The organism is Oerskovia sp. PE-21s, assembly GCF_056158145.1.
Map to the genome: position 1 here is coordinate 189,643 of NZ_JBUXJM010000007.1, position 21,675 is coordinate 211,317.

The window sequence follows — 21,675 nt, forward strand, 5'->3', positions numbered from 1 at the left end:
ACGCACGACAGCACTCAGCCCGTGGCCCCTCGTCCGAGGTGGCACGGGCTGAGTGCTGCGTGGCGGACGGTGAGGCAGCACCGCCGCAGGGCTACAGCCCCAGCTCCTCCAGCACGGGCAGCTGCGCACGGACCGCGTCGCGAGCGGCCGACGCGGTCGGCGAGGCCACCGCGATCTTCGCGAGCGCCGCGCACTGCTCGGAGGTCGTCGCCGCGAGGACGGCCGCGACGTCGCCGAGCGCGCGCGGCGTCATCGACAACGACGTGACCCCGAGGCCCACGAGGACCGGCGCCAGCGCCGGGTCTGCCGCGGCCTCCCCGCAGACCCCGACCGGGCGGCCGTGCTCGGCCCCGCCCGCGCACGCGGCACCGACGAGAGAGAGCACCGCGGGCTGCCACGGCGTCGAGAGCGCAGCGAGGTCCGCCGTCTCCCGGTCCGCGGCCATCGTGTACTGGGTCAGGTCGTTCGTGCCGATGCTCGCGAAGTCGACCCGCTCCAGGACCCAGCGCGACTGGATGGCCGCGGCGGGGACCTCGATCATGACGCCCGCGGTCGCCAGACCCCGCTCACGGCAGGCTGCCGCGAACTCCTGGGCCTCGTCCGGGGTCGCGACCATGGGGGCCATGACCCACACGTCGGCCTCCTCGGCGGCAGCGGCCTGGGCGATCGCGTCGAGCTGGCGCGCCAGGACCTCGGGGTGGCGCACCGCGGTGCGCAGCCCACGGACGCCGAGCGCGGGGTTGGGCTCGTCGTCGGCCGTGACGAACGGCAGGGGCTTGTCGGCGCCCGCGTCGAGCGTGCGGACGACGACCTTGCGGCCCCCGAACGCGCTCAGCACGGCCCGGTACGCCGCGACCTGCTCGTCGACACCGGGCTCCTCGGTGCGTCCCAGGAAGCAGAACTCGGTCCGGAACAGACCGACCCCTTCCGCCCCTGCGGCCACCGCGGCCTCGGCCCCGGCCGGGTCCGCGACGTTGGCGAGGAGCTGGACCCGCACGCCGTCGGCCGTCCTGCCCTGGCCGTCGAACGCACGCGGACCGCGCGGGCGGTCGAGCACACGGGCGACGTCCTCGGGCGACGGGTCGCGCTCGACCGTGCCCTGCGAGCCGTCGACCAGCACGGTCTCGCCGTCCGCGAGCTCGGTGGCTCGAGGCGCCGCGACGACCGCCGGGATCCCGAGCGAGCGGGCCAGGATCGCGGTGTGCGACGTGGGGCCTCCTCCGTTCGTGACGATCGCGAGGACCCGCGCGGGGTCGAGGGTCGCGGTGTCGGCGGGCGCGAGGTCGGTCGCGACGAGCACGAACGGGTGGTCGAGGTCCGGGACACCCGGCGCCCGGCGGCCCGTGAGGGCCGCGACGATGCGCTCGCGCACGTCACGGACGTCGTGCGCGCGCTCGGCCATCATGCCGCCGAGCGACTCGAGGCGGGCCGCGAGGTCACCGGCCGCCTCCCACACGGCCCTCTCGGGGACGGTCCGCTCGTCGCGGACCTTGCGGGCGGACTCCTTGGACAGCGTGGTGTCGGCGGCCATGGCGGCAGTGACCGTGAGGACCTCGACGGCGGTGCCGGTCGCCCTCGCGGCGCGTGCCGCGAGGTCCGCCTGGACGCTGCGGACCGCGTCGTCGATCGCGGCGACCGCCGCCTCGACGTCCGCGTCCGGCCCGAGAGTCGCCGCGGCGGGCTCGGGCACGGGGGCCGGCATCGTCACGACGACACCGGCCCCCCGCCCGGGGCTGACGCCCACACCGTCGAGGACGGAGGTCACCTGCCGCCTCCGCCGTCGGCCTTCGCCCCGGAGCCTCGGGCATCGAGCTCCGCGGGAGACAGGTCGGCCTCGGCCGCCTTCTTCTCCTCGGCGACCAGGACCGGGTCGGCGGTCGGGTCGGCGCCCACGGCCGAGTCGTCGTCCTCGCGGCCCGGCGTGCGCAGGTTCCACTTGGTGATGACCCACCGGAACAGGAAGTAGTAGATCACCGCGTACCCGAGGCCGATCACGATGATCCACAGGGGCATCGTCGCGATGCGGAAGTTCAGGATGTAGTCGATCGCACCGGCCGAGAACCCGAAGCCGGACTTGATCCCCAGGGCGTTGACGAGGGCGAGCGAGGTGCCCGTGAGGACGGCGTGGATCGCGTACAGCGGGTAGGCGACGTAGACGAACGCGAACTCGAGGGGCTCGGTCACGCCGGTGACGAACGCGACGAGCGCGGCCGAGCCCATGATGCCGCCGATGAGCTTGCGGTTCTTGGGCTTCGACGTGTGGATGATCGCGAGCGCGGCCGCCGGGAGGGCGAACATGAAGATCGGGAAGAAGCCGGTCATGAAGGTGCCGGCCGTCGGGTCGCCGTGCAGGAAGCGCGCGATGTCGCCGTGCCAGACCGCGCCGCTCGCGTCGGTGTAGCTGCCGAACTGGAACCAGGGCAGCGAGTTGAGCAGGTGGTGCAGGCCGATCGGGACGAGCAGGCGGTTGGCCGTGCCGTAGACGAACGCACCGAGGACCGTGGAGCCCGTGACCCAGTCGCCGACGGCCGTGAAGCCCGCGTCGAACCAGGGGTAGATGAGCGCGCCGATCACGGCGATGATGACTGCGGCACCCGCGGTGACGATCGGCACGAAGCGGCGACCGCCGAAGAAGGCCAGGTAGGGCGGCAGCTTGATGCGGCTGTACTTCTGGAACATGATCGCGGCGGTCAGACCGATGACGATGCCGCCGAGGACGCCGTAGTTGATGAGCTTCTGCTCGGGACCGCCCGTGATGGCGGCCGTGACCAGGTCGAGGAAGTTCCCGTCCTGCGCCGCGGTGATGGCGTCGGGGTTGGCGCCCGCCAGCCACTCGGCCGGGGTGTCCGGCTTGCCCAGCACGTACGGCGAGAGCGCGTCGCTCACACCCTTGAACACCAGGTAGCCGATGACGGCGGCCAGGCCGGTCGAGCCGTCGGCCTTCTTGGCGTAACCGACCGCGACACCGACCGCGAAGAGCAGTGCGAGGTTCGCGAACAGCGCGTTACCGGCGGACGCGAACACGTCGGCCACGGGCTGCAGCCAGGGGAAGGTGCCCGCGGCACCGTCGGCGCCGAGCATGTCGGCCTGCCCGAGACGCAGCAGCAGTGCTGCGGCGGGCAGGGAGGCGATGGGCAGCATGAGGGATCGACCGACCCTCTGCAGCTGGGCGAAGCCGGGAATCCCCTTCTTCACCTTGGGTGTTTCGGCCACGGACGTCATGTTCACTCCTCGTTGATCGGGTGCATCCGAGGCCGTCGGACCGCACCGCTTGAACTGGGAACTGCCTTGATCACGACGCCGGCCCGGACTGTGGAGCGCGTCGTTGCTGTAACCCGAGCCATCGCCACCGTCTGTGGTGGGATAGTTGTCTGGACCACTTGCGGACAGAGTGGTCTAGACATCATGATGTGTCAAGCCCCGGCAAACCCGGAGCGACCGAGAGCGAGGAACACGTGGCAGCGACGACGCAGGCCAGAGCACCTAAAGGCGGGCACAAGCACCAGATCGTGCGCGCCTACCTGAGCGACCTGATCGCGAACGAGCTGACCATCGGCGACGCCGTCCCCTCCGAGCGCGTGCTCACCGAGAAGTTCGGCGTCTCCCGCATGACGGTCCGCCAGGCCCTCGAGTCCCTCGTGGCCGACGGCGTCCTCCAGCGCGAGCAGGGCCGCGGCACGTTCGTCGCCCCGCAGCACACCGACTTCGAGATGCGCCTGACGACGTTCGGCGAGGAAGCACGACGTCTCGGTCTGGTGCCCAGCACCCAGGTCATCGACAGCGACACCCTCGCCGCGGGCCGGGTCGTCGCCGAGGCCCTCGGCATCGCTCCCGAGGACCGCGTGCACTACGTCGAGCGCCTGCGCTTCGCGGACGGCACGCCCATGGCCGTCGAGCGCGCGTGGGTGCCTGTGACGCTCGCCCCCGACCTGCTCGACAACGGTGTCCCCGACAGCCTGTACGGCGCGCTGCGCGAGCGCGGCCACTCCCCGACGTGGGGCGAGGACACGATCATGGCGGCCGAGGCCAGCGCGGCCGAGCAGACGATCCTCGCCATGACGAGCGTCCGGGCCGTCCTGCGCGCGCACCGCAAGACCTACTCGGACGACGGCGCCTGCATGTACTCCCAGATGTGCTACCGGGGCGACCGGTACTCGGTCGTCGTCCCGCTCCGCGAGGCGCGGCCCACGATCGTCCCCCGGCCCGCCCCCGCACCGGAGCTCGAGGCCGAGCCCACCTCCGGGTCCGGCACGGCCGAGACCGCATGACCCCCACGACCGGCGCGACCGACGCCGTACCCACGACCCACGCACCAGAGAGGATGCAACGATGACTGCAGCCGATGCAGCACGGGCCGCCGCGATACTCGCCGGCCTCGGCGGGGTGAGCAACATCGAGGAGATCGACCCCTGCACCACCCGACTGCGGTCGCTCGTCAAGGACCCCAGCCTCGTCGACGTGGCCGCCCTGCGCGCCGCCGGCGCCTTCGGGGTCATGACGACGGGACGAGTGGTCCAGGTCGTCGTCGGCCCCCAGGTCGACACGATCGCCTCGGACCTCGCAGACCTCATGTGACCCCGTGCCCGCTGTCCGCGGGCACCTCGACGTACGTCCGCACCAGCACACGAAGGAGCACGACATGAGCAAGGCAGAGCAGATCCTCAAGGGCCTCGGCGGGGATGCGAACATCCTCGACCTCGAACCCTGCATCACGCGTCTGCGCGTGGAGGTCGAGGACCCGAGCCTGGTCGACGAGAAGACCCTCACGGGCGCCGGGGCCATCGCGGTCGTCCGGACGGGCAACGCGATCCAGGTGATCGTCGGCCCCGAGGCCGACAACCTCGCCTCGGACATCGAGGACCTCCGTTGACCGCAGCGCCCCTGACCGTCCTCTCCCCGGTCACCGGGACCGTCGTCGCCCTGTCGGACGTCGACGACCCGGTGTTCTCCGCGGGACTCGTCGGTCCGGGTACCGCGATCGCCCCCGACCCCGCCGAGGGCGGCCTCGTGTCGGCCCCGGTCAGCGGGACGGTCGTCAAGGTCCACCCGCACGCGTTCGTCATCAAGCACGACAGCGGCCAGGCCGTGCTCGTGCACCTGGGCATCAACACGGTCCAGCTCGCGGGCGAGGGCTTCACGCTGCACGTCGCCCAGGGTGACGTGGTCCACCAGGGCACGACGCTGGTCACCTGGGACCCTGCCGCGATCGAGGAGGGTGGCCGCTCGGCCGTCTGCCCCGTCGTCGCGCTCGAGGGCAAGCCCGACGCCGTGACCCCGCTGGCCCCGGTCGGGACCTGGGTCGCGCGCGGCGAAGAGCTCCTGATCTGGGAGTGATGCTGGCGTCAGAACGAGCGTGACCTCGAGGTCACGCTCGTTCTGGCATGTCCGCGCCCGTGGCGCTGGACCGGCGGTCGTGCGGTCGCGCGCCTATAAATGGTGCGCGGTCCTTCCATATGCCAGGCTCTGTGATCGACGCCACGTCCACAGGGGGCGAGCATGGTGTCACGATGCCTCGTGCATCACGACCCTTCAAGGAGAACGATGAAGTTCAAGAAGGCCATCGCCGTCATCGCCACGACCGCCGCACTCATGCTGGCAGCACCCACCGCCGCCAACGCCGCCGAGACCAAGACGTACACGAACACGGCCTCGAGCTGCCGTCTTCTCGTGGTCACCTGGGTCAACGCCGGGGGTGGCGGCCCGTTCAACTCGACCTATGCCGTCAACAGCGGCCAGTCCAAGACCTTCAGCACCGCGGGTCACATCCTGAGCCACAAGTGGACGCCGGGCTGCTTCTGACGTACTCATCCCCGGGGCCGGGCTTCGTCGCCGAAGCCCGGCCCCGGGCGTGTCCCCGTCCGATCTCAGCCTGTCCGACGGCGCGGGCTCACCCCCGGAGCGGGAGCGTCAGCACCCGATCGTCCGGGGAACCGTCCACGACCCGCACCGGCACGCCCCAGTCCTGCTGCGCGAGGTGGCAGGCAGGGAACACGTCGGGGTCGGGCGTCCCGTCGTCGAGCAGCGGCACGACGTCGCACGACGCGGCCTGGGCGGTCACGTGCAGCACGCCCTCGCCCACCGCAGGGTTCACGACGAGGGCTCGGACGAGGTCGGTCCCCGTCCCGGCGCCGTCGAGCAGCAGCTCGGGCGGCGTCGCGCTCACGGTCAGGCGCGTCGAGGGCCCGTACCGGTCGTCGAGCTTCTGCCCGGGTGCGGGCGAGAACGGCACGTCGAGCCGCAGCTCCCCGGCCACGACGTCGGTGACGGGTCGCTGCGTGCGGTGCGCGCCGCCGTCGAGCACCTCTCCCGCGAGCGTCGCCGGGAGCGCGACGCGCGTGACGCGGTGCGCGGCGGACTCCACGACGAGCAGGTCGACGCGCGCCCCCGCCTCGGTGGCCTCACCGGGGGCCCACGGCTCCCCGTCCACGAGCACGACGACGTCGCTCGGCTCCGCGAGGCCCGTCGCCAGGGTCGTCACCTGGCCGACGCTCGCGTCAGAACCAACGAGGCCCGGGGTGCTCGCTCGTTCTGACACGTCCGGCGAGGCGGGCGGGACGTAGCGACGGATCGCCCCGTTGTAGGTGTCGGCGACGACCACGCTGCCGTCGGGCAGCGTCGCGACCCCGAGGGGGTGCTGGAGCAGCGCCTGGTCGGCGGCCCCGTCGCGGTGCCCGAAGTCGAACAGCCCCTGCCCGACGGCGGTGCTCACCTCTCCCTGCGTCGTCCCGGCGACCGGGGTCACCACGCGCAGCGCCGACGTCTCCGAGTCCGCGACCCACACGCGCCGGTCCGGGCCGACGGCCAGCCCGGACGGCTGCGCGAACCAGGCGTCGACGAGCGGCCCGTCGAGCAGACCTTCGTTCATGGTGCCGCCGACGAGGTCGATCGATCCCTGCTCGCCGTCGAAGGCCCACAGCGAGTGGTTGCCCGCCATCGCGACGAGGAAGGCCCCCATCTGCTCGACCCAGGCCACGTCCCAGGGCGAGGACAGCTTCTGCAGCACCGCGCCGCCCGCGTTCTCGATCGTCGCGGGCAGGCCCGCGGGCCTGGGCTGCTCCGGCGTGTTCGCGCCGACGAGGACCGTGAGTCGCGACCCGAACGGACCGTCGACCTCGGCGAGCGTCCCACCGACCGGCGCACCACCGTCAGCGGCCGCGAGCACGTTGTCAACCGCCCCCACCATGTACTGCTGGCCGTTCCCCGCGACCGTCGTCACCCGGCCGTCCGCGAGGCGGACCCCGCGCAGCGCGTGGTTGACCGTGTCCGCGACCAGGACGTCGTAGCCGAGGTGCGCACGCAGCTCGGTCGGGACCAGGCACAGCCCGTTGGGCTCGCTGAACCGCGCGACGTCCGGCCCGCCGTCGACGAGCCCGCGCTCGCCCGAGCCGATGCGCCGGACGAGCGTCTCGCCGTCGGGCCCGAGCTCGGCGAGCGAGTGGTGCCCGGCGTCCGCGACCAGAAGGTTGCCTCCCGGGAGCGCGATCGCCTTGGCGGGGAAGCGCAGCGTGCCCGACGTCGGGGCGGGAGGCACGTACACGTCGTCGCTCCCGGCGGCGAGGGACCGCAGCGTGCCCTTGGCGCGGTGCTCGGTCACGAGCTCGTCGACGAGCGCGGCGAGCGCCGACGCGTGCCCCTCGCCCGCCATCTGCGCGACGACGTAGCCCTCGGGGTCGATCACGACGAGCGTCGGCCAGGCCCGCGCGGTGTACGCGGACCAGGTGACGAGCTCGGGGTCGTCGAGGACGGGATGGCGCACCTCGTAGCGCTCGACCGCGGCGGCGAGCGCGACCGGGTCTGCCTCGTGCTCGAACTTCGGCGAGTGGACGCCGATGATGACGAGGTCGTCGCGGCGCGCCTCCTCGAGCTCGCGCAGCTCGTCGAGGACGTGCAGGCAGTTGACGCAGCAGAACGTCCAGAAGTCGAGCACGACGACCCCCCCGCGCAGGTCCGCGAGCGAGACGTCGCGGCCGCCGGTGTTGAGCCACCCCCGGCCGACGAGCTCGGAGGCGCGGACGCGGGGCAGGCGGGCGTGGGGGGTCGTGGAGGTCACCGGACCATTCTGCTCGCACACCGGGCAGCACTCGACCTCGCCCTGTCGGCAGCTGCTACCCCCGTGCGAGCAGTACGAGCCCTAGCCCGATCGGTCGATCCGCCCCGTGACGCGCACGACGACCGCGACGCCGTCGACCTCCTGCGGTACGTCGCCCGTCGCGGCGGCGTCGACGACGTTGACCTGGAGGCACCAGGTGTCGGCGGCCTCGGCCTGTGGGCCCGCGTCACCCGTGCGACCGGCCGCGCCCGCCCCCTCGTGCCTCAGGCCGATCCCCGTCACGCCGTCCTGGCCCGCGAGGGCCTGCTTGAGCGCGGCCTTGGCCACCCGGGCCTGCTCGATGCTCGCCACCGGTACCACCCTCCGACCGTCCGCCGCGGGGCGAGGCGGGCTCAGCGCGCGAGCCGGGCGTCGAGCGCGGCGAGGACGGTGTCGATCGGGTTGACGTACGTCAGCCCGGTCCCATTCTCTCCCCCGGTCTCCGACCCGGCAAAGAGCAGCCCGAGCGCGACGCCGTCCGCGCGGTACACGAGCGACCCCGAGTCGCCGCCGCGCGAGAACGGTCCGGTACCGGTCGACTCGACCTCGATCTGGTCGTCGAAGCGCAAGGCGCCGAGGTCCTCGCCGTAGCCGACCACGACGTCGTCGAGCTCGATCGCGGTGACACGCCCCGCGGTGACGGCGGTCGTCCGGCCGATCTTGCCGACCGTCTCGCCGCCGAGCGCGACGGCCGTGGTCGTGATGAGGCCCACGGGGTAGTCGAGGTCGACGTCGGGGTCGTCCAGCAGGGCGATCGCGGCGTCGACCGTCGCGGTCCGCCCGCGCGCGAGGGGCACGGTCGCGGCGAGCGTGCCGACCTGGTCGGCGGGGGCGCGTCCGCCGTCGGCGGGCCCGGGCTGCACGACGGCGTCCCCGACCTGCGCGCGCGGCGAGCCCGCGAGCACGTGGTAGTTGGACAGGGCGTGCAACGTGTCCCCGACGAGGACGAACGCGCCGAGCGTGCCCGCCGTGACGTCGACGTGCGCGATCGAGACCCCGGGGCGCAACGGCCGCACCCGGCCGGTCTCCCCCGCCGCCAAGGCGGTCACGACCGGCGGACGCGGGCCGGTGCCCGTCGACCGGGAGAGCGCGCGGATCCGCCCCGTCCGACGGACGTCCACGACCGGGCCCGCCTCGGACGCGACGCGTCGGGCGATGCTGCGCACGGCCGGGACCCCCAGGCGGTAGCGGACCGCGATGCCGTACCCGCCGCCCTCGCGCGGCGCCAGCCCGAGCGCGAGCGTGGGAACCCGCGCGTCCCGGCCGTCGGGTGCTTCCTGCTCTCCGTCACCGGCCGGCTGCGCCGCGCTCGCCGTCGCGTCCGTGCCCGCGGCGAGATCGCGCGCGAAGTCCGCGAGCTGGCTCTTGATCTCCCGTGCCTCGTCCCTGTCCATGCGTCGAGAGTGGCACGGTCCACCGACACGCACGTGACGAGCGTCACCGTGTCGCTGAGGCCGTTCGCTTCACAAAACAGACTGTCAGGAAAACTTCTTCCGTGAAGTCGCGTCATGAAGTCCGGGTTCGCCCCTCTTGAGAGGTGTACACAGTTTCTCCGCCGCGAGACCCGCGGCCCTCACCTTGAGAGTGATCATGCACCTCGACCACGCGTTCCGGCCCTCGACCGACGAGCTCCGTTGCGCCATCCTCTGGGCCCTCGACCACGACCGTGCCGCCCTCGTCGAGCACCGGGCCTACGCGCACCTCAACCTGCGCAGCCCGGTGCGCCGGGCCGCGGACGCCCGCCTCGTGCGCCGCTGGCTCGAGGCCTCGGCCGTGTCGTCCGTCATGACCAGCTCCCTGGCCATGGCAGCATGACCGCGTGATCGACTTCGACAACGCCTCGTTCGTCAAGCTCAGCCCCTGGGACCTGACGAGCGCCCAGAAGGACCTCCAGCAGATCCTGCACGCCGACGAGCAGGTCTACCTGGCCTTCAAGGGCATCCGTGACTCCGTGACGTTCACGAGCAAGCGCATCCTCGCGCTCAACGTCCAGGGCATGACGGGCAGGAAGAAGGACTTCACGACGCTGCCGTACAGCAAGATCCAGGCGTACTCCGTCGAGACCGCCGGGACGATCGACCTCGACTCCGAGCTCGTCCTGTGGTTTTCGGGGCTGGGCAGGGTCACGCTCGAGTTCGGGCGCGGCGTCGACATCTACACCGTGAACCGGCTCCTGGGCGACAAGGTCCTCTGACCTCCGCCGTCTACCGGCTGACGTCGACCCACTGCGCCCCGGCGAGCTCCGCGAGCCGTCCGGGCGTGATCGCGAACGCGCTCGTCGGGCTGCCCGCCGCCGGGTAGACCGTCTCGAAGCCCTGCAACGACACGTCGCAGTACACCGTCACGGGCCCGCTGTGCCCGAACGGCCCCACCCCGCCGATCGGCTGCCCCGTCAGAGCGGTCGCACTCTCGGCGTCGAGCATGCGCGGCTTGGTCCCGAACGTCGCCTTGAACTTCGCGTTGTCGACCCGTGCGTCGCCCCGCGTCACGAGCAGGAAGCTGCGCTCGCCGTCGCGCAGCGCGAGCGTCTTCGCGATCTGCCCCGGCTCGACCCCGAGCGTCGCCGCGGCCATCTGGACCGTCGCGGTGTCCTCGCCCGTGTCGAGGACCGTGAGGTCGGGCGCCTGGGCGTCGAAGAAGGCGCGGGTGCGGTCGGTGCTCACGGCAGGTCTCCTCGGGGTCGGCAGGTGGCCATCATCGCGCGGACTCCCGGAACGCGAAACCCTCGACCGTTCAGGCGACGGGCGCCGCGCCCGACGGCGGGGTCCCCACCTCCGCGACCGGCCGCGGCACGTACGTCTCGCCCGTGAGGTCCGCGCGCTCGACACGGTCCAGGCGGAACCAGCGGACGGCGTCCCGGGACCGGCACCAGGCGACGAGGTACCACGCGTCCTCCCTGTGCGCCAGGATCACGGGCTCGACCCGGCGGGCCGACTCGTGGCCGCGCGCGTCGCGGTACCGGATCGCGAGCACGAGCGACCGCGCGAGGGCCTGCTCGACCGCACGCAGGACCTGCAGGTGCACCCGGGCGCGCGGCACGGGTCCGCCCGTCGTGCCGTCGCCGTCGGTCGTCGCGCCGCCGGGCGGGGGGATCGTCCTGTCCGGGGCAGGCCGCGCCCCGGCACCCCGGTCGATCCACACCCTCGCCGCGAGGGCCGCTGCCCGCTCGCGCGCCTGCGGACCGAGCGCGTCCCAGACCTTGCCCTGTGCGGCCGCGGCGTCCACCGCGAACGGGCTGCCGGGCGGGAGGGCGGCGAGCGCGACCGCGACCGCGACCGCCTGCTGCGGCGTGAAGTTGACGGGTGGCAGGGACGCGGACGGGTCGAGCACGTAGCCCCCGCCCGGCCCGGCCTGCGCCCAGATCGGCAGTCCGGCCTGCTGGAGCGCCGAGACGTCGCGCTTGATCGTGCGCTCGCTCACCTCGAGCAGGCGTGCGAGCCGGGGTCCCGTGGTCCCGCCGAGCCCTGCGCGGCGCAGCTCCTCTGCCACGGCGTAGAGCCGCTCGGTCTTGTTCACGTGCCGCCTCCGTCGGGTCCGGGCCGCGGACGCATCTCGCCCGGAACCCCTCGAACAATGGTGACAGACAGGTGTCACCAGCGCCCCGGCAGGCTGGGGGCATGACCACCACACAGCACAGCGAAGACCAGCAGGTCCACGTCGTCCTCGTCCCGGGCTTCTGGCTCGGGGCGTGGGCGTGGGACGACGTCGTCCCCCACCTCGAGGCCGCGGGCCTCGTACCGCACGCCGTGACGCTCCCCGGGCTCGACGACGTCGCGACCGACCGCAGCCACCTCACCCGCGAGGACCACGTCCAGGCCGTGCGCGACGTGATCGCGCCCCTCGACGGGGACGTCGTGCTCGTGGGGCACAGCGGCGGGGGGCCCGTGATCCACGAGGTCGTCGACCGCGACCCCGCGCGCATCCGTCGCACGGTCCACGTCGACACGGGGCCGCTGGTCGACGGCGCGTCGCTCTCCCCGGACCTGCCCGCGGGGACGGTCGAGGTCCCCCTGCCCTCGTGGGACGAGCTCGCGGCCGCGGGGTCGAGCCTCGACGGGATCGACGAGGCCGGGCTCGCCCGGTTCCGCGCACGGGCCGTCCCCCACCCGGGCGGCGTCGCCGGCGGCCGGGTGCACGTGAGCGACCCGGGGCGGCTCGACGTCCCGGCGACCGCGATCTGCACGAGCCTGCCCTCGGAGGTGCTGAAGCAGATGGCGCACCCCGGGCCGCCCCTGCACACCGAGCTCGGCGAGCTCGACGTCACGTACGTCGACCTCCCGACCGGGCACTGGCCCATGTTCTCGCGGCCCGCCGACCTCGCGTCCGAGATCGTCCGGGCGGCGAGGGCGTAGTCCCGAGCCGTTCCGGGGCCGAGCCGTCTCACCGGGTGCAGCACCGCCGAACGGGTGCATCCTGGAAGGGAGGGGTTCCGCCCCGGAGCTCCCCGCTCAGGGAGGAACGTCATGTCCGGTCTCACGCTCGCCGCCAGCGTCGACGCCGCGGTCTACGTGCCCACGGGGTCGGGCCCCGCGAACTGGTTCCTGCTCTTCGGCATCGTGCTCGTCGCGTCCATCATCGTGTTCATGGTCGTCGAGCTGGTCCGTGCCGCGCACGACCGGCGCCTCCCGCCGCACCGGCGCCTGTCGCACTGACCGCGAGGTCGGGTCGCAGACGGCCGGCGCCCCGCCGAGGGAGGACGTGCCGCGCGAGGCAGGGCGCGACGCGCCCTGCCTCGCCCCAGCACGTCCTACCTCGCGCGGCCGCGGGTACCCGGTCAGCCCAGCGTCGACGGGAGCCGGGCCGTACCCTCGCCCGGGGCCTGGCCGAGCACGCGCTCGGCCAGGAACGCCTGCACCACCTGGTACCAGACGATCGAGTGCTGCGGCTGGAGCACCCAGTGGTTCTCGTCGGGGAAGTACAGGAACCGGTGGTCGGTGCTCCCGTCCGCGGCCGCGGGGAGCCCCGACGCCGACAGCAGCTCGTACCAGAGGCGCAGGCCCTCGCCGATCGGGACGCGGTAGTCCTTGTCGCCGTGGATCACGAGCATGGGCGTCACGATGTCCCCGACGTAGCGGTGCGGGGAGTGCTCGGCCGCCATCTCGGGCGTCATCTCCCGCTGCCAGTAGTACGACGCGTCGGTCGTGGGACCGAACTGGTCCAGGGCCCACAGGCTCGCGTGCGTCACGATGGCCTTGAACCGGTCCGTGTGTCCCGCGACCCAGTTCGCCATGTACCCGCCGAACGAGCCGCCCATCGCGGCGGTGCGGGTCTCGTCGACCTCGGGCAGCTCCTCGGCCGCGTCGGTGATCGCGAGCAGGTCCGTGTAGGGCGCCGCACCCCACGACCCCCAGCCGCGCTGCACGAAGTCCTGCCCGTACCCCGTCGACAGCGCGGGGTCCGGCAGCAGGACCGCGTAGCCCTGGGCCACGAGGATCCACGGGTTCCAGCGCCAGCTCCACGCGTTCCACGAGCCGAGCGGCCCGCCGTGGATCCACAGCAGCAGCGGCGCGGGGTTCTCGGCGCTCGCGCCGTGCGGCAGGGCCAGCCAGCCCCGGACGCGCACGTCGTCCGACGCCGCGGTCTCGATCTCGGTGAGCGTGCCGGGCAGGTCCGGGCTCTCCACGGGCCCGCGCAGCGCGGTCGCCGCGACGGGCGTGCGCTCGCCGGCGGGGGCCGCGAGGAAGTCCGCGAGCTCGATCCGCACGGGGTGCGAGGGCTCGAGGTAGCTCGTGCGCTGGGCGTACGCGGCCGAGGCGTCGGGGGCGACGCGGACGTCGGTGAACGTCGCGTCGTCCGAGGTGAGGCGTGACACGGTGCCGTCGGCCCCCGACCCGTCGGGCGTGAACGCGACGTGGAAGACCGGGCCGCGCCCGTCGTCGTCGGCCGTCACGAGGAGGCCCGAGCCGTCCGGCAGCCACGCGGCCGACGTGGGCCAGCGGTCCCAGCTCGCCGCGAGGGAGCGCAGGCCGTGGTTCGCGCCACCGTCGTCGGGGTCGCCGTCCGAGCCGTCGCCCGGGCGCAGCGGCACGACGGCGAGGCCCTGCTCGGGCGCGTCCTGCGGGGTCGAGAGGGTCTCGCGCACGAACACGACCCACGCACCGTCGGGCGAGATCACGGGCGAGGACGCCTCGGCGCCGGGCTCGTCGACGAGCGTGCGGCGCTCCCCGGTCGAGGTGTCGATCGCGACGAGGATCGAGCGCTGGGACGCGCCCGGTCCGGCGACGGTCCAGGTCGTCACGAGCGTGGTCCCGTCCGCGGACAGGTCCGCGGAGTGCTCGCGCAGCGCGGGCCCGACGGCGGAGGTCACGTCGCGCAGCTCGACGCGTCCTGCGGGGAGGTCGGGGGCGGTGTCCTCGGCGGTGCTGTCGTCCGCCGGGAGCGGACGGGCCGGCTCGTCGGTCAGGTGCGAGAGGCCGGCGACGAAGCGGTGCGGCTCGGACGGGCCCAGGTCGTGGTCCCAGTACCGCACGGGGTAGCCCGTGTGGAGGATCGCGGCGACCTTCTTGTCCTTGCGGGCCGTGCGCAGCTCGGCGTCGTGCGCGAGGTCGCGCGCGCTCGGCAGGACGTCGGCCGCGAGCGAGAGGACGGGCGCGCTGCGCGCGACGAGCGGGGCCGACACCCCGGCGGGGGCCGAGGCGACGACGCGCGCCTCGCCACCCGTCGCGGGCAGGAGCCACAGGGCCGACGTGGGGTCGCCCTCGGTCGATGCCGAGGCGTCGCTGTCGGGCCGGGCGGAGGTGAAGAGCAGGTCCCCCTCGGCCGTGAAGGCGGCGCCCGACTCTCCCTTGGTGCTGCGCGTCAGGCGGCGGGCGGGCGACTGACCCGTCGGGTCGACCTCCCACAGCGCCGAGACGTAGGCCGTGCGCTTGGCGTCGAGCGTCGACACGCTCGTCACGAGGCGCCGCCCGTCGGGCGACATCACGAGGCCGCCCGTGCGGGGGATCGCGACGTACCGGTCGAGGTCGTGGAAGGGGGTCGGGACGGAGTCTGCGTCGTCAGTGGTCACTGCACCGTCCTATCACGACGCCCCGCCCTCGGTGCCGAGCAGCGCATACTGGACCCGTGCCCAAGGCTCCCTTCCTCCCCCTGACCGTGAGCGCCGTCGTCGGGCTGCTCCTGACCGGATGCGGGTCCGAGCCCGCGCAGGACCTCGACGACACCGTGCTCGCCGGGATCGCCGCCGCCGGCCGCGCGGACGGCGACCTCGACCTCATCTCCACGACCCACTTCGACTGGCAGAAGGCCGTGATCGTGTGCCCCGGTGACGATCCGACCGAGGTCGCGGAGGCAGCCGGGGCCGACGGCCCCGTGCAGGGCGAGCTCCCGAGCACGGTCGACGTCGGCACGGGCTACCTCGTGTTCGTCAACGACGACGAGGTCGCGCAGGTCGCGGACCTGCGGCTCGCCCAGGCCGACGTGTGCTCCGAGGACCTCTCGATCGCGAACCGCGTCCTGAGCCCGGGCGCGAGCCTGCACGTCGCCCGCGGCACGGGCGACGGCTGGGTCGTCACCCGGGGCTGAGACCCCCGCGCTCCGGGGTGCCGGGTGGGGGTCAGGCGTTGAGGCGCGCCACGAGCTCCGGCAGGTCGGCGACCGAGTCGAGCAGGAAGTCGTGGCGCTCGCGCCCCAGGTCCGCCGCGCCGAGCTTGCCCGTGAGCACCCCGACGACCGCCCCTGCGCGAGCGTTGACCCCCGACCGCAGGTCGAGCACGGTGTCGCCCGCGACGAGGACGCGCGCGACGTCGAGGACGCCCGTGCGCTCCATGTCGCGGTGGACCATGTAGGGCGCCGGGCGGCCCAGCGGCACCTCGTCGGCACACGTCACGGCGTCGAGCGTGACCTCGGGCGAGAGCCACTGCTCGGGGCCGGACGCGACGGTCCAACCGAGCACGTCGAGGATCCCTCGGGTCACGTCGCGCGTGAAGCCCGTGGTCAGCGCGACCTTGACGCCTGCGGCGCGCAGGGCCGCGAAGGCCTCGGGCGCGCCGGGGACCGGGGTCGGCGGGTTCAACCGGTAGGCCTCGTGGAGCAGCGCGGTGAAGCGCGCGAACGCGGCGTCGACCGTCGCGTCGTCGGGAGCGTCCCCCGCCGCGCCGGAGGTGCTGGCACCGATCGCGAGCAGGGCGGTGATCGCCGCGCGCTTCTCGGCCCCCATCCAGTGCTGGATGTCCGACGACGTCGCACGGCTCCCGTGCTCGAGGACCGCCGTGTGCAGCGCGTCGTAGACCGCGCCACCCTCTTCGACGGTCGTGCCCGCGACGTCGAGCGCGACGAGCTCGATCGCGAGGGGCGGGCGCGGGGCGGGCACTGTGCCGGGAGTGCTGGTGCTGCTGCTGGTCATGCGGAGGGCTCCTGGGTCGGTTCGATTTCGGTGGTGCCGGTGGTGGGCGACACGAGGGACGCCGCGGCGACCGACGCCGTCGGGAAGCGGACCATCGAGAGCGACGTGTCCTGGGTGTTGTCGATCGTGAAGGCCGCGAGCTCGGGCAGGTAGCGGTCGTCGGCGTACTCGACGGGGACGCCCGCGGCGTTGCGCGTGGTGCGGCGCTCGCGCAGCAGCGGGGCGCCCGCGGGCACCTCGAGCAGGTCGGCGTCGGTCTCGTCGGCCGCGACGGCGTCGATCACGTGGCGCGCCGCGTGCAGGTCCGCGCCGCGCGAGATGAGGTGGTCGTAGATCGAACCGGTGTCCGGGTCGAACTCGAAGATGAGGCGCCCCACGGGCTCGATGAAGGTGTCGCGCTCGACCATCGCCGGGACCCCGTCGAGCAGGCGCAGGCGCAGCACCTCGACCACGGGCGTGCCCTCCTCGAGCCCCAGGGCGTCGGCCGCGACGCCGTGCACACCGCGTCGTGCGACCTCGACCGTCCGCTGCCCGGGCACGCGCCCCACCCCCGCGGCCCAGCGGCTGAACGACAGGAACGTCTCGAACGGCTGCGGGACCGCGCGCGAGCGCACGACCGGCGGGCGTCCCTGTCCCCCGCCGATGAGCCCCTCGCTGCGCAGCGTCCCGAGCGCCTGGCGGACCGTGCCGCGCGAGATCGAGAACTCGGCGCACAGCGCGGACTCGGACGGCAGGGAGTCGCCGATCGCGTAGGTGCCGGACACGATCCGACGGCGCAGCTCGCCCAGGACGTGCTGGTGCAGCGGGCCGTTCGACGGCTGGGGCGGGTGGGGCGGACGGGCTGACGACGACGGCCGGGCCTGCTGGTTCGGCGGGGACGGAGCGGTACGCGGGGACGACGAGGACGGAGCCATGACTTGACCATACAGGCCGCTCCCGCACCGAGAACGGTGTACCGATGACGGCCGCGTGAACCCCGCGCACGGAGCGTCAACGCCAGGTGAACACTCCGGAAACTTGTCTGGACAAGTCCTGGAATCGCTTGCTCCGTGCTCGTTCTGCACGGCAGTGTCCGTGTCGTGAGCAGCACAGCACCTCGACGCCCGGCCCCGTCCGGCCGCACCCACGCCCTCCCCGCCGGCCACCCCGGCACGCGCAGCCCGTCCACCGGGAACGACCTCCCCGCCCGCGTCGACCTCGTGGTCGTCGGCGCCGGGATCGTCGGCCTCGCGCACGCCGTCGAGGCCGTCGGCCGCGGCCTCTCCGTCCTCGTGGTCGAGCGCGACGACCGCGCCGTCGGCGCCTCGGTCCGCAACTTCGGGCACGGCTGCTTCACCGCGCAGGACGGCACGGCCCTCACGTACGCCTTCGCGGCCCGCGAGCGCTGGCTCCAGCTCGCCCAGGAGGCCGACTTCTGGCTGCGCGAGTCCGGGACCGTCGTCGTGGCCCGCGCGGACGACGAGCGGCAGGTCCTCGAGGACTTCGCCCACGGCCGCGACGGCCACGTCCGGCTGCTCGACCGCGACCAGGTCCTCGACCGCGTCCCGGGCGACCCCGCCGAGGTCGTCGGCGGCGCGTTCCTGTCCCAGGACATCCGCGTCGACCCCCGCGAGGCGGTCCCCGCGATCGCCCGCTGGTACGCCGAGCAGCGCGGCGCGCACCTCGCCTGGTCCACGACCGTCCAGGGCTTCGAGGCAGGCAGCGGCGTGACCCTCGTGCGCACCTCCCGGGGCGACGTCGTCGCGACCAAGGTGATCCTCGCCGTCGGACACGACGTGGACCGGTTCTTCCCCGACACCGCCGCCGCCGCGGGCATCCAGCGGTGCACGCTGCAGATGCTGCGCGTCGACGCCCCCGCGGGCGCAGACGGCGGCCCCCGGGAGATCGACCCCGCGATCTTCACCGGCACCTCGCTGCTGCGCTACGACGGCTTCCGCCACTCCCCCGCGACCGCCGCCGTCCGCGAGCGCCTGAGGGCCCAGCACCCCGCCCTGATCGACGCCGCGGTGAACCTCATGATCACCCAGCGCCCCGACGGGACGCTCACGCTCGGCGACACGCACGCCTACGCGACCACTCCCGGGCCGTTCCACCCCGAGGCCCTCGACGAGCTCCTGCTCACCGAGGCCGCGCGGCTCCTCGGCAGCGGTCCCCTCACGGTCCGCGAGCGCTGGCAGGGCGTCTACGCCTCCGCGCCCGCGCCGTTCCTCGACGTCACGCCCATGCCGGGCGTGCGCGCGGTGTCGGTCACGTCCGGCATCGGCATGACCACCGCGCTCGGGCTCGCCCCGCGCGTGCTCGACGGCTTCCTCTGACAGACGCCCCTCTCTCTCGCCCCTCCGACCAGTCCAGCCTCTCTCGCGAAACCCCCACCCCAGGAGAAGACATGCACCGCAGCCGCACCGGCCAGGCCACCTCGGTCCTCGCCGCCGCACTGCTCCTCGGCGCCCTCAGCGCCTGCTCGACCGGCACGGCCGACGCAGGGACCAGCACCGACGGTGCCGCGTCCGCGACGTGCCCGAACGGCGCGATCCGGTTCGGCATCGAGCCCTACGAGGACCCCGCCAAGCTCGAGCCCGCCTACCAGCACCTCGCCGACGCCCTGTCGGAGAAGCTCGACTGCCCCGTCGAGCTGACGATCGTCGAGGACTACTCGGCCGAGGTCCTCGCCATGGAGAACGGCAAGCTCGAGCTCGCGCAGTTCGGCCCGCTCGGGTTCGTGTTCGCGAGCGAGCGCGCCGACGCCGAGCCCCTCGCCTCGTTCGGCCTCGCCGACGGCTCGCTCTCGAGCTACACCGCGGGCATCTGGGTCCCCGTCGACTCCCCGATCCAGAGCATCGAGGACCTGCCGGGCCACTCGCTCGCGCTCGGCTCGACCGGCTCGACCTCGGGCGACGCGCTGCCGCGCTTCGCGATCCTCGACGCGGGTCTCGCCGAGACCGACGTCGAGATCACCTATGCGGGCGGCCACCCCGAGGCGCTGCTCGCCCTGACCAACGGCCAGGTCGACGCCGCGCAGATCAACTCCCAGACGCTCGCGACCGCCGAGCGCGAGGGCACGTTCGACTCCTCGACGTTCCGCCAGGTGTGGGAGTCCGACGCCATCCCGAACGACCCCATCACGGTCGCCGGGTCGCAGAGCCAGGAGTTCAAGGACGCCGTGCACGAGGCCCTCCTCACGCTCGACACCGCCGACGTCGAGGCCATCGGCGCGTTCCTCGACGTCGATCCGGCGGGCCCGCTCGTCGAGGTCGACGTCGACACGTACCAGCCGCTGTTCGACCTCGCGAAGACGCTGAAGCTGACCGCCGACGACGTCTGACCCCTCGCGGACGGTGCGGGTGGACGCCGGGTCCACCGGGCCCGGCGGCCCACCCCGCTCGTCCCGTCCGGTCGGCCGCGATCCCGGTCGACCGCCCTCTCTCCCTCGCGGGCTCGCGTCCCGCTCCAGCAAGGAGTTGTTCCAGATGGCTTCACACCACGGCGCAGCCGAGGGCGTGCTGCACCTGCCCGACGGCGTCCGCTCACCCGGTCTGCACGTCCGTGACCTGCGGGTCCAGTTCAGCACGCGCTCCGAGACCGGCGACGCCGTGCTGCGCAGCGCGGTCGACGGCATGGACCTCGACGTCGCGGCGGGCGAGCTCGTCGCGATCCTGGGCGCCAACGGCTGCGGCAAGTCGACCACGCTCAAGTCCGTGATCGGGCTCGCGCCCGTGACGTCGGGCGAGGTGTGGGTCGACGGCGAGCAAGTCCTCCCCCACCACCGGACCTCGGCGGCGGAGCAGCACGAGGCCAGGCGCCGGGTCGCGATGATCTTCCAGCAGGTCAACCTCGTGCGGCGACGCACCGTGCTCGACAACGTGTGCGCCGGGGCGCTCGGGCGGCTTCCGCTGCGACGGTCGCTCGTCGCGTCGCTGTTCCCCCGCGAGCTGCGCGCCGAGGCCGTGCTCTGCCTCGACCGCGTCGGCCTCGCCGACCGCGCGCTCGACCGGGTCGGCCAGCTCTCGGGCGGCCAGCAGCAGCGCGTGGCCGTCGCGCGCGCCCTGTGCCAGCGAGCGAGCGTCCTGCTGGCCGACGAGCCCACCTCGGCCCTCGACCCTGCCGCCTCGACCCAGGTCATGGAGCTGCTCGCGACCCTCGCGCACGACGAGGGGCTCGCGGTCGTCGCCGTCCTCCACGACCCCGAGCTCGCACGCGAGCACGCCGACCGTCTCGTCGGGATGGTCGCCGGACGCGAGCGCCTCAACGGTGCGCCGGACGCGGTGACGCGCGACGCCGTCGAGCACCTGTACTCGGCCGAGACGGCGACCGTGACCGTCACCCGGACGACCGTCGGAACGAGGGTCCCCGCATGACCGCCACCGCCCCCACCCGCTCGCCCCGCTCCCCGCGCGGCGGCTCCCCCGCCCGGACCGAGGGGCCGTCGCCCGAGACGCTCGCGCACGTCGTCGTGCCCACGGCCCACCGCTCGGGCCGACAGGTCACGACCTGGGTCACCGCGGGCGCGGTGCTGCTCGGGCTGCACGTCCTCGCCTGGCAGGGCACGGGCTTCTCGATCAGCGCGCTCGTGGGCGGTGGGGAGGGCATGGCCCGGTTCGTCGGCGAGGCGTTCCCGCCCGACCTCGACTGGTCGACCGTCGTGGCCCCCGGCCTCCAGGCCACGCTCGTGACCCTGTGGATCGGGCTGCTCGGGACCACGCTGTCCGTCCCGCTGTCGCTCCTGCTCGCGGTGCTCGCCGCGCGCGGCAGCACGCCGGGGTCGGTCTGGTACCAGGGGTCGCGAGCGATCCTGTCGTTCTTCCGCGCCGTGCCCGACGTCGTGTTCGCCCTGATCTTCGTGACCGCCGTGGGGCTCGGGCCGTTCGCGGGGGTGCTCGCGCTCGTCGTCCACAACACGGGCGTCATGGGCAAGCTGTGGGCCGAGGCCATGGAGGAGATCGACCCCGGGCCCGCCGACGCGCTGCGCACCAACGGTGCGGGCCGCACCCAGGTCGTCACGCACGCGGTGCTGCCCGCGGTCGTGCCGCAGTTCCTGGGGCTGCTGCTCTACCGGTTCGACGTCAACGTGCGGTCCTCGCTCGTGCTGGGGCTCGTGGGCGCGGGCGGGATCGGGTTCCTCATCAACAAGTCGATCAAGCTGTTCCGGTTCGACGAGATGCTGACCTACATCCTCATGGTGCTCGTGCTCGTGTGGGTCGTGGACCGCTTCTCGTCGTGGGCGAGGGCGCGGATCGCGGTCTGAGGC

24 protein-coding genes are annotated in these 21,675 nt (G+C 73.6%); 14 read left to right on the top strand and 10 right to left on the bottom strand.

The window, feature by feature from the left end:
- Positions 1-91 precede the first annotated feature (91 nt).
- Positions 92-1,765, bottom strand: a complete 1,674-nt coding sequence (ptsP, locus tag ACZDYF_RS14755) for a phosphoenolpyruvate--protein phosphotransferase (protein ID WP_475058544.1) — start codon at positions 1,763-1,765, stop codon at positions 92-94.
- Entirely contained in the window at positions 1,762-3,222 is a 1,461-nt protein-coding gene (locus tag ACZDYF_RS14760) for a PTS transporter subunit EIIC (RefSeq protein WP_475058548.1), read from the bottom strand. The genes ptsP and ACZDYF_RS14760 overlap by 4 nt, the downstream gene beginning before the upstream one ends.
- A gap of 233 nt (positions 3,223-3,455) precedes the next feature.
- Between ACZDYF_RS14760 and ACZDYF_RS14765 the strand changes: the two genes are divergently transcribed.
- The 5 genes from ACZDYF_RS14765 to ACZDYF_RS14785 all read left to right on the top strand — a co-directional run bounded on the left by ACZDYF_RS14765 (position 3,456) and on the right by ACZDYF_RS14785 (position 5,799).
- Positions 3,456-4,268 carry a GntR family transcriptional regulator gene (locus tag ACZDYF_RS14765; protein WP_191790217.1) on the top strand — a complete coding sequence of 271 codons (813 nt, stop codon included), beginning with the start codon at positions 3,456-3,458 and terminating at the stop codon, positions 4,266-4,268.
- 61 nt (positions 4,269-4,329) lie between these two features.
- Positions 4,330-4,575 carry a PTS sugar transporter subunit IIB gene (locus tag ACZDYF_RS14770; protein ID WP_056644676.1) on the top strand — a complete coding sequence of 82 codons (246 nt, stop codon included), beginning with the start codon at positions 4,330-4,332 and terminating at the stop codon, positions 4,573-4,575.
- A gap of 64 nt (positions 4,576-4,639) precedes the next feature.
- Positions 4,640-4,870 carry a PTS sugar transporter subunit IIB gene (locus tag ACZDYF_RS14775; RefSeq protein ID WP_138822375.1) on the top strand — a complete coding sequence of 77 codons (231 nt, stop codon included), beginning with the start codon at positions 4,640-4,642 and terminating at the stop codon, positions 4,868-4,870.
- Positions 4,867-5,334 (top strand): PTS sugar transporter subunit IIA, encoded by a 468-nt coding sequence (locus tag ACZDYF_RS14780; RefSeq protein ID WP_191790216.1) that lies wholly within the window; start codon positions 4,867-4,869, stop codon positions 5,332-5,334. Before ACZDYF_RS14775 ends, ACZDYF_RS14780 begins: the two co-directional genes overlap by 4 nt.
- 207 nt (positions 5,335-5,541) lie before the next feature.
- Positions 5,542-5,799 (top strand): hypothetical protein, encoded by a 258-nt coding sequence (locus ACZDYF_RS14785; RefSeq protein ID WP_191790215.1) that lies wholly within the window; start codon positions 5,542-5,544, stop codon positions 5,797-5,799.
- 88 nt (positions 5,800-5,887) lie between these two features.
- Here the strand turns inward: ACZDYF_RS14785 and ACZDYF_RS14790 are convergent, their stop codons facing one another.
- The 3 genes from ACZDYF_RS14790 to ACZDYF_RS14800 all read right to left on the bottom strand — a co-directional run bounded on the left by ACZDYF_RS14790 (position 5,888) and on the right by ACZDYF_RS14800 (position 9,483).
- On the bottom strand, positions 5,888-8,050 hold the full coding sequence (locus ACZDYF_RS14790) for an NHL domain-containing thioredoxin family protein (protein WP_475058567.1): 2,163 nt from the start codon (positions 8,048-8,050) through the stop codon (positions 5,888-5,890).
- An 81-nt stretch (positions 8,051-8,131) separates the two neighbouring features.
- Positions 8,132-8,401 carry a hypothetical protein gene (locus ACZDYF_RS14795; RefSeq protein ID WP_475058575.1) on the bottom strand — a complete coding sequence of 90 codons (270 nt, stop codon included), beginning with the start codon at positions 8,399-8,401 and terminating at the stop codon, positions 8,132-8,134.
- A gap of 41 nt (positions 8,402-8,442) precedes the next feature.
- Positions 8,443-9,483 (bottom strand): chymotrypsin family serine protease, encoded by a 1,041-nt coding sequence (locus ACZDYF_RS14800; RefSeq protein WP_475058582.1) that lies wholly within the window; start codon positions 9,481-9,483, stop codon positions 8,443-8,445.
- Between the two features lie 196 nt (positions 9,484-9,679).
- On the opposite strand from ACZDYF_RS14800, the gene ACZDYF_RS14805 reads away from it, so the two are divergent.
- Complete coding sequence (locus ACZDYF_RS14805) at positions 9,680-9,904, top strand: hypothetical protein (protein ID WP_191790211.1); 225 nt, start codon at positions 9,680-9,682, stop codon at positions 9,902-9,904.
- A 4-nt stretch (positions 9,905-9,908) separates the two neighbouring features.
- Entirely contained in the window at positions 9,909-10,283 is a 375-nt protein-coding gene (locus ACZDYF_RS14810; protein ID WP_191790210.1) for a PH domain-containing protein, read from the top strand.
- A 10-nt stretch (positions 10,284-10,293) separates the two neighbouring features.
- On the opposite strand, the gene ACZDYF_RS14815 is transcribed toward ACZDYF_RS14810, so the two are convergent.
- Together ACZDYF_RS14815 and ACZDYF_RS14820 are read right to left on the bottom strand one after the other, a co-directional pair.
- Positions 10,294-10,752 (bottom strand): YbaK/EbsC family protein, encoded by a 459-nt coding sequence (locus ACZDYF_RS14815; protein ID WP_191790209.1) that lies wholly within the window; start codon positions 10,750-10,752, stop codon positions 10,294-10,296.
- 70 nt (positions 10,753-10,822) lie between these two features.
- Positions 10,823-11,605 carry a helix-turn-helix transcriptional regulator gene (locus ACZDYF_RS14820; protein ID WP_475058588.1) on the bottom strand — a complete coding sequence of 261 codons (783 nt, stop codon included), beginning with the start codon at positions 11,603-11,605 and terminating at the stop codon, positions 10,823-10,825.
- Positions 11,606-11,706: 101 nt separating this feature from the next.
- Between ACZDYF_RS14820 and ACZDYF_RS14825 the strand changes: the two genes are divergently transcribed.
- Positions 11,707-12,441, top strand: a complete 735-nt coding sequence (locus tag ACZDYF_RS14825; protein ID WP_475058596.1) for an alpha/beta fold hydrolase — start codon at positions 11,707-11,709, stop codon at positions 12,439-12,441.
- Between the two features lie 111 nt (positions 12,442-12,552).
- Positions 12,553-12,741 (top strand): hypothetical protein, encoded by a 189-nt coding sequence (locus tag ACZDYF_RS14830; protein ID WP_191790206.1) that lies wholly within the window; start codon positions 12,553-12,555, stop codon positions 12,739-12,741.
- A gap of 122 nt (positions 12,742-12,863) precedes the next feature.
- On the opposite strand, the gene ACZDYF_RS14835 is transcribed toward ACZDYF_RS14830, so the two are convergent.
- Positions 12,864-15,095, bottom strand: coding sequence for a S9 family peptidase (locus ACZDYF_RS14835; RefSeq protein WP_475058599.1), 2,232 nt, complete (start codon positions 15,093-15,095; stop codon positions 12,864-12,866).
- Positions 15,096-15,151: 56 nt separating this feature from the next.
- On the opposite strand from ACZDYF_RS14835, the gene ACZDYF_RS14840 reads away from it, so the two are divergent.
- The gene (locus tag ACZDYF_RS14840) at positions 15,152-15,610 is read left to right on the top strand and encodes a hypothetical protein (RefSeq protein ID WP_191790205.1); all 459 of its coding nucleotides are present in this window, start codon (positions 15,152-15,154) and stop codon (positions 15,608-15,610) included.
- Between the two features lie 31 nt (positions 15,611-15,641).
- On the opposite strand, the gene ACZDYF_RS14845 is transcribed toward ACZDYF_RS14840, so the two are convergent.
- Both ACZDYF_RS14845 and ACZDYF_RS14850 read right to left on the bottom strand, forming a co-directional pair.
- Complete coding sequence (locus ACZDYF_RS14845) at positions 15,642-16,430, bottom strand: phosphonatase-like hydrolase (RefSeq protein WP_475058604.1); 789 nt, start codon at positions 16,428-16,430, stop codon at positions 15,642-15,644.
- Positions 16,427-17,344, bottom strand: a complete 918-nt coding sequence (locus ACZDYF_RS14850) for a GntR family transcriptional regulator (protein WP_191790203.1) — start codon at positions 17,342-17,344, stop codon at positions 16,427-16,429. Before ACZDYF_RS14850 ends, ACZDYF_RS14845 begins: the two co-directional genes overlap by 4 nt.
- A gap of 165 nt (positions 17,345-17,509) precedes the next feature.
- On the opposite strand from ACZDYF_RS14850, the gene ACZDYF_RS14855 reads away from it, so the two are divergent.
- The 4 genes from ACZDYF_RS14855 to phnE all read left to right on the top strand — a co-directional run bounded on the left by ACZDYF_RS14855 (position 17,510) and on the right by phnE (position 21,672).
- Positions 17,510-18,745 (top strand): TIGR03364 family FAD-dependent oxidoreductase, encoded by a 1,236-nt coding sequence (locus tag ACZDYF_RS14855; protein ID WP_475058607.1) that lies wholly within the window; start codon positions 17,510-17,512, stop codon positions 18,743-18,745.
- 71 nt (positions 18,746-18,816) lie between these two features.
- Complete coding sequence (locus ACZDYF_RS14860; protein WP_475058610.1) at positions 18,817-19,752, top strand: phosphate/phosphite/phosphonate ABC transporter substrate-binding protein; 936 nt, start codon at positions 18,817-18,819, stop codon at positions 19,750-19,752.
- Between the two features lie 145 nt (positions 19,753-19,897).
- Positions 19,898-20,785 carry a phosphonate ABC transporter ATP-binding protein gene (locus ACZDYF_RS14865; protein ID WP_475058613.1) on the top strand — a complete coding sequence of 296 codons (888 nt, stop codon included), beginning with the start codon at positions 19,898-19,900 and terminating at the stop codon, positions 20,783-20,785.
- On the top strand, positions 20,782-21,672 hold the full coding sequence (gene phnE / locus ACZDYF_RS14870; protein WP_475058616.1) for a phosphonate ABC transporter, permease protein PhnE: 891 nt from the start codon (positions 20,782-20,784) through the stop codon (positions 21,670-21,672). Before ACZDYF_RS14865 ends, phnE begins: the two co-directional genes overlap by 4 nt.
- The last annotated feature ends 3 nt before the right edge of the window (positions 21,673-21,675 follow it).